At 45.5% G+C, this 6,704-nt stretch carries 7 protein-coding genes; 5 read left to right on the forward strand and 2 right to left on the reverse strand.

The genetic code is table 11. From position 1 onward, the window contains the following. Positions 1-81 precede the first annotated feature (81 nt). Entirely contained in the window at positions 82-1,362 is a 1,281-nt protein-coding gene (gene bioA, locus JC606_RS22430) for an adenosylmethionine--8-amino-7-oxononanoate transaminase (protein WP_137409007.1), read from the reverse strand. 159 nt (positions 1,363-1,521) lie between these two features. Between bioA and bioB the strand changes: the two genes are divergently transcribed. The 4 genes from bioB to bioD are packed head-to-tail and all read left to right on the forward strand — an operon-like array spanning position 1,522 to position 5,220. Then, entirely contained in the window at positions 1,522-2,574 is a 1,053-nt protein-coding gene (bioB, locus tag JC606_RS22435; protein ID WP_137409006.1) for a biotin synthase BioB, read from the forward strand. Continuing rightward, positions 2,561-3,736 carry an 8-amino-7-oxononanoate synthase gene (gene bioF / locus JC606_RS22440; protein ID WP_137409005.1) on the forward strand — a complete coding sequence of 392 codons (1,176 nt, stop codon included), beginning with the start codon at positions 2,561-2,563 and terminating at the stop codon, positions 3,734-3,736. Before bioB ends, bioF begins: the two co-directional genes overlap by 14 nt. Beyond that, positions 3,737-4,540, forward strand: coding sequence for a malonyl-ACP O-methyltransferase BioC (bioC, locus tag JC606_RS22445; RefSeq protein WP_137409004.1), 804 nt, complete (start codon positions 3,737-3,739; stop codon positions 4,538-4,540). After that, positions 4,537-5,220: a dethiobiotin synthase gene (bioD, locus tag JC606_RS22450; RefSeq protein WP_137409003.1), complete on the forward strand. Its 684-nt coding sequence runs from the start codon at positions 4,537-4,539 to the stop codon at positions 5,218-5,220. The genes bioC and bioD overlap by 4 nt, the downstream gene beginning before the upstream one ends. Before the next feature lie 84 nt (positions 5,221-5,304). Here the strand turns inward: bioD and JC606_RS22455 are convergent, their stop codons facing one another. Then, the gene (locus JC606_RS22455) at positions 5,305-5,472 is read right to left on the reverse strand and encodes a hypothetical protein (RefSeq protein WP_170222481.1); all 168 of its coding nucleotides are present in this window, start codon (positions 5,470-5,472) and stop codon (positions 5,305-5,307) included. A gap of 275 nt (positions 5,473-5,747) precedes the next feature. Here JC606_RS22455 and htpX point away from each other — a divergent pair, with 275 nt between their 5' ends. Continuing rightward, on the forward strand, positions 5,748-6,611 hold the full coding sequence (gene htpX, locus JC606_RS22460; RefSeq protein ID WP_061031768.1) for a protease HtpX: 864 nt from the start codon (positions 5,748-5,750) through the stop codon (positions 6,609-6,611). Positions 6,612-6,704: the final 93 nt, after the last annotated feature.

Here is a 6,704-nt window from a genome sequence, read left to right on the forward strand (position 1 = left end):
AAGGATCAGATCGCAGGACTCGAAAAAGGTTCAACTGATTTAGGCAACAACGCCGTTTAGAACAATAAACGCATTATTTAATTACGATTTAAAGCAATGAGCATTTTTTAATGCAGTATCGATAGCAGCGACTAATTGTTCGATATGTTGTGGTTCGCTAATAAACGGAGGCATCATATAAATTAACCTTCCAAATGGACGAATCCAAACGCCTTGTTCAACAAAGTGAGCTTGAATTGTTTCCATGTCGACAGGTGAATGGGTTTCAACTACACCAATAGCGCCCAACCAGCGAACGTCTTTAACCAGTGCATGCTCTCGCAAAGGTGGCAGCAATTCAGAGAAAAGCTGTTCAATTTGTAGGGTTTGATTTTGCCAATGGCCTTGCTCTATGAGGGATAAACTCGCTGCTCCAACGGCACAAGCTAACGGGTTACCCATAAAAGTCGGGCCGTGCATGAAGCAACCTGCCTCACCTCCACATACGGTGTCCGCGACTTCTTTGCTTGCTAGTGTTGCTGAAAGCGTCATATAACCACCAGTCAGAGCTTTGCCGACACACAAAATATCCGGCTGAATATCTGCATGCTCGCAGGCAAACAGTTTACCTGTGCGGCCAAACCCCGTTGCAATTTCATCTAGAATCAACAACACGTTAAACTCATCACAAAGCAAGCGAACTTGTTTCAAGAATTCAGGGTGGTAAATACGCATACCGCCAGCGCCCTGAACGATTGGCTCTAAGATAACGGCGGCGACTTCTTCATGGTGTGCGGATAGCTTTTCACGAAAACTATCAATGTCACTTGGGTTCCATTCATCCCAAAAGCCAGTCTTTGGCGATTCAGCGAAAATATGCTCAGGTAAAAAGCCCTTATAGAGACTGTGCATTGAGTTATCGGGGTCTGTCACTGACATCGCAGCGAACGTGTCACCGTGATAACCATCTCTCAGCGTTAAGAATTTAGAGCGAGGTTGTCCTTTCGCATGCCAAAATTGAAGTGCCATTTTCAGGCTCACTTCTACCGCGACTGATCCTGAATCAGCCAAAAATACGTGTTCTAGATTGTCTGGTGCTAGTTTTAGAAGTTTCTTACATAAATCGATAGCCGGCTGGTGGGTGATGCCACCAAACATGACGTGTGAAACCTTATCGATTTGGCTGTGTGCGGCTTCGTTTAAGACAGGGTGATTGTATCCGTGGATCGTTGACCACCAAGAAGACATGCCATCAATAATTCGATTTCCGCCTTCTAGTTCTAGGTAAACGCCGTCTGCATTGGTAACAGGATAGCAGGTCAGAGGTGTTAACGTTGATGTGTAGGGATGCCAGATATGCTGGCGATCAAAGGCGAGATCCATAACGATTTCCGTTCTTGTTGTGATTAAAAAATAACCAGATGTAAACTTTTGTTATTATCAATGTGTTGACAGTCTAAAGCTTGTCGGTAGACTAGCCAAGCATAAATGCAATCTCTATTGATGGAGATGCGACATCAAATAATAAAAAAGGATCGACACGTGGAAGTTCGTCATGACTGGACAGTCGCTGAAGTAAAGGCACTGCTTGAAAAACCATTTATGGATTTAATGTTTGAAGCACAACTGGTTCACAGACAGTACCAAGAGCACAACCACGTGCAGGTGAGTACGCTGTTATCTATCAAAACAGGTGCTTGCCCTGAAGATTGTAAATACTGCCCTCAAAGTGCGCACTATCGAACTGATGTCGATAAAGAGCGCCTGATGGAAGTTGAACGTGTGCTGGATGCCGCACAAAAAGCGAAGAATGCGGGCTCAACACGTTTCTGTATGGGGGCAGCATGGAAGAACCCTAAAGAGCGCGATATGCCACACCTTACCGATATGATTAAAGGTGTGAAAGATATGGGGCTAGAAACCTGTATGACACTTGGCATGCTAACGCCTAAACAAGCCGGTGAGCTCGCAGATGCAGGATTGGATTACTACAACCACAACCTTGATACCTCTCCAGAGTTTTATGGAAGCATTATCACCACTCGTACCTATCAAGATCGTCTAGACACGCTATCTCACGTTCGTGATGCAGGTATGAAGATCTGTTCGGGCGGTATTATTGGTATGGGCGAAAGCACCAATGACCGTGCGGGCTTGCTAGTTGAACTGGCTAACCTTCCGGTACACCCAGAGAGTGTACCTATCAACATGCTTGTTAAAGTGAAAGGCACACCGATGGAAAACGTCGATGATGTTGAGTCTTTCGACTTTATTAAATTGATCGGGATTGCTCGCATCATGATGCCTAAGTCTGCGGTTCGTTTATCTGCAGGTCGTGAGAACATGAACGAACAAATGCAAGCGATGTGTTTCATGGCGGGTGCAAACTCTATCTTCTATGGCTGTAAGCTACTGACTACGCCAAACCCGGATGAAGATACAGATATGCAGCTGTTTAAGAAGTTGGGTATCAACAGCCAAGAAGTGGCTCAAAAGCCTGATGAAATTCAAGAAAACGAACTGTTAGATCAAGTGGTGGAGCGTGTTGCAGCTCGCCCTACGAAAGATGACATGTTCTACGATGCCACGGTTTAAATCTCGCATTGAAGAAGCCCTTGTTCATCGCCGTGAGCAAGGGTTAACTCGTCAACTCAAGGTGCTTGAAAACAGTAATGGTCCATTGCTTAGTAGTGAAGGTTCATCCTTCATAAACTTTTCGAGTAATGACTATTTGGGACTGGCGAACGATCCTGAGTTGGTCGAAGCATGGCAAAACGGGTTGTCTCAGTATGGCGCTGGCAGTGCAGCGTCGCCATTAGTCACCGGGTTTAGCCCAGCTCATCGAAACCTAGAAGCTCAGCTGTGTGGGTGGCTTGGCTTCGAACGTGCCATTCTTTTTAGTTCTGGATTCAGCGCTAATCAAGCCCTGTTGTTTTCTTTGCTCGAGAAAGATGACGTCTTGCTACAAGACAAGCTTAATCACGCCTCTTTGATGGAAGCGGGTGTACTTTCTCCTGCCACAATGAAACGCTTTAAGCACAACGATGTGCAGCACCTTGAGTCGTTACTAAGCCGTTCTCCCCAATCGTTAGTCGTGACGGAAGGCGTTTTCAGCATGGATGGTGACCAAGCCCCTCTCGATATCATGTCTTGCTTGACCAATCGACACGACAGTTGGTTGGCGGTTGATGACGCTCATGGCATCGGTGTATTAGGCGACAGAGGGGCAGGAAGCTGCAATGCTGCGCAAATCACACCTGATATTTTAGTGGTGACTTTCGGTAAAGCATTTGGTCTCTCCGGTGCTGCGATTCTATGTTCAGCCGAGGTGGGTGATTACTTAACCCAGTTTGCACGTCATCATGTGTATTCGACGGCAATGCCGCCCTCACAGGCTGTCGCTTTGTCTCATGCTTGTCAGATGATTCAAACCCAAGAGTGGCGCAGAGAGAAACTGACTGAGTTAAGTGCTCTTTATGCGGAGCAGATGAAAAGCGTACCGGGCTTTGTTGATACCAAGACTCCGATCAAGCCCTTGGTGATAGGCGAAGCAAAGGCGACATTATCGGTCGCAGATGAGTTAAAAAACAATCAGATTTGGGTGACAGCAATCAGGCCGCCGACTGTACCGGCAGGAACAGCTCGTTTGAGAATCACATTAACTGCCAATCACACTCAGAAACAGGTTAGCCAGTTAAGCAGTTTGTTACTTAAAGCTATCGAATCCAGACCTGTATCAAAGGAAGAGGCTCAGTAAATGTCACAAGAAGCAGTAGTGCATGAATACCTAGGCCAAGACAAAAGTGCAATTGCCGAAGCGTTTGGTAAGGCAGCAACTACCTATGATAAACACGCTGAGTTTCAGCGCGATGTTGGTCACCGATTGCTGGATAAGCTACCAAACGATCTTTCTGGTGTTAAGGTGCTCGATCTTGGTTGCGGGACGGGCTATTTTTCAGAGCAATTGTTGAATCGTGGTGCAGAAGTGGTTTGTGCCGATCTCTCTATTGGAATGCTAGAGAAGGCAAAGCAGCGTTGTGGTTCTGCCGTCTCCTTATATCAACAAGCTGATGCCGAACAATTGCCGTTTGCAAATGGAAGTTTTGACATTGTTTTTTCGAGCTTAGCTTTGCAATGGTGTGACGATTTATCATCGCCTTTGAAGGAGATGAAGCGTGTGACTGTAGTGGGTGGGCGGGTTATTTTCTCAACTTTGCTCGATGGATCACTGTTTGAGTTAGAAAAGTCATGGAGCAAAATTGACGCACATCAACACGTTAACCATTTTATTACAATCAATCAGGTAAAAATTGCGTTAGCGCAATCTAGCTGTACGGTTCATCAACTAGACTTGCCCACCATCACCGTTTGGTACGACACTTCATTTGAACTGATGCGCGACCTTAAAGGTATCGGCGCTAATCACGTAAGTGGTCGCTCACAGGGTTTAACAAGTCGTCGCATGTTGCAGCTTGTTGAACGGGAATATCGAGAGTTTAAAAACCATCAAGGTTTCTTACCAGCAACATATCAAGTTTGTTTAGGGGTTATTCAATTATGATTGATGCAGTATTCATTGCAGGTACGGATACCGAAGTGGGAAAAACTGTGGTTTCAAAAGCGATTCTTCAAGCTTTGGCCGCACAAGATTTATCAACAATTGGTTACAAGCCAGTTGCTGCAGGGTGTGAAAAGTACCCTGAAGGGTTACGTAACAGCGACGCGCTGCATCTTCAAGAAGCTGCAACAAAAGACATCGCCTATGAAGACGTTAACCCATACGCATTGCTACTACCATCATCACCTCACATTGCTGCTAAGCATGACGGCGTAGTGATTGAGGAAGACGTGCTATCGGCTAAGCTAGCTGAACATAAGCAGAACTCTGACATCGTTTTGGTAGAGGGTGCTGGTGGTTGGCGTGTGCCCGTCTCAGACGACGAATACCTGTCTAGCTGGGTTAAGAAAGAAAAGCTTCCTGTGGTTCTGACGGTAGGTATAAAGTTAGGCTGCTTGAGCCATGCTCTACTAACTGCAGAAGCGATTCGTGCAGATGGCCTAAACCTCGTCGGTTGGGTAGCTAACCGTATTAACCCAGGCACAGAACATTACGCAGACATTATTGCGATGCTTGAAGACAAGCTAGGCGCTCCAAAACTGGGTGAGATCCCTTACGTACCAAAAGCTAAGTCTAAAAATATTGGTAAGTACATCGATGTACAGCCATTGCTTGCACTGTAGCTTTGAAGTAACACCTTGAATAAGAAAAGGGCTGCGATTGCAGCCCTTTTGCTATTTAAGCCTTTAAAGAGTCAAGCTTGGGAATTAGTGATCTTTTGTCAGCCCCATTAGTGCTTGTTGTGTCTCTGTGATGTTTGTCTGCGCAGCCTCTGGCGTAAGAATACCGATCTGTTTTTTCGCTTCTTCTTCAGTAATCCCCAGGTGACAGCACAGTAAATCGATAGCCATTTGAGTGTTAGTACCTTCAACCATGATCCTTTCCTTTTGTTACATGAACTAGCCAATCATTAATTGATTAACACTCTAAACTGAACGATAGAGGTAGACCATACTACTTAGGTCTAATGGACGAGTGCAAATTGCGCTACTCCCGTAATCAAATGTTTCAATTTAATGCTTAACCTTGTTTTCTTAATCTAAGACTATATGTATAAGTAAGTATAAGTCGTCAAGGTTAGAATCAATTGCTGTCTGCCTTGTCTATAACAATAAGTTTGATAAAAACAGCTTTCATGCGGAGATAAGTAATGAAGCGAGTAATGTTGTTCCTTGCAACCAACCTTGCGGTTGTATTGGTACTAAGTGTTGTTCTTAATATTGTATACGCAGTCACAGGTATGCAACCAGGTAGCCTCTCAGGCTTGTTGGTGATGGCTGCGGTATTCGGTTTCGGCGGCTCATTCATCTCACTAATGATGTCAAAGAAAATGGCACTTCGTTCTGTTGGCGGTATGGTGATTGAAAGCCCACGCAACGAAACAGAACACTGGTTGATGGAGACGGTAAGCCGTCAAGCTCAACAAGTGGGTATTGGTATGCCGACAGTGGCGATCTACGATTCGCCAGATATCAACGCATTTGCGACAGGCGCTAAGCGCGACGATTCATTAGTCGCAGTATCAACAGGCCTGCTACACAACATGACGCGTGATGAAGCTGAAGCGGTATTGGCTCACGAAGTTAGCCACATCGCAAACGGCGACATGGTGACAATGACGCTAATGCAAGGTGTTGTGAACACGTTCGTTATCTTCCTTTCTCGTTTCATTGCTAACATTGTGGCATCGAACGACAACGAAGAAGAGGGTGGTAGCAACATGATGGTCTACTTCGGCGTGTCTATGGTGCTGGAGTTGGTATTTGGTTTCTTAGCGAGCTTCATCACCATGTGGTACAGCCGTCATCGTGAATTCCATGCCGATGCAGGTGCTGCGCACTTGGTAGGTAAAGAGAAGATGATTGCTGCACTAGAGCGTCTAAAGGTGAGCCACGAGCCACAACTAGAGGGTTCTATGATGGCATTTGGTATCAACGGTAAACGTTCTCTAACAGAGCTTCTAATGAGCCACCCACCGCTTGATAAGCGTATTGCTTCTCTACGTAACATGTAATCTCTAATATATTGAGAGAGTGCTAAAGGCTTCCTACGGGGCTGTCTCTTGATCACAAGTCTGGTTAATCAAGAGACTTGGCGAGTTCATACC

It is taken from the genome of Vibrio sp. IB15 (assembly GCF_016406055.1).
Classification (GTDB): Bacteria; Pseudomonadota; Gammaproteobacteria; order Enterobacterales; family Vibrionaceae; genus Vibrio; species Vibrio chagasii.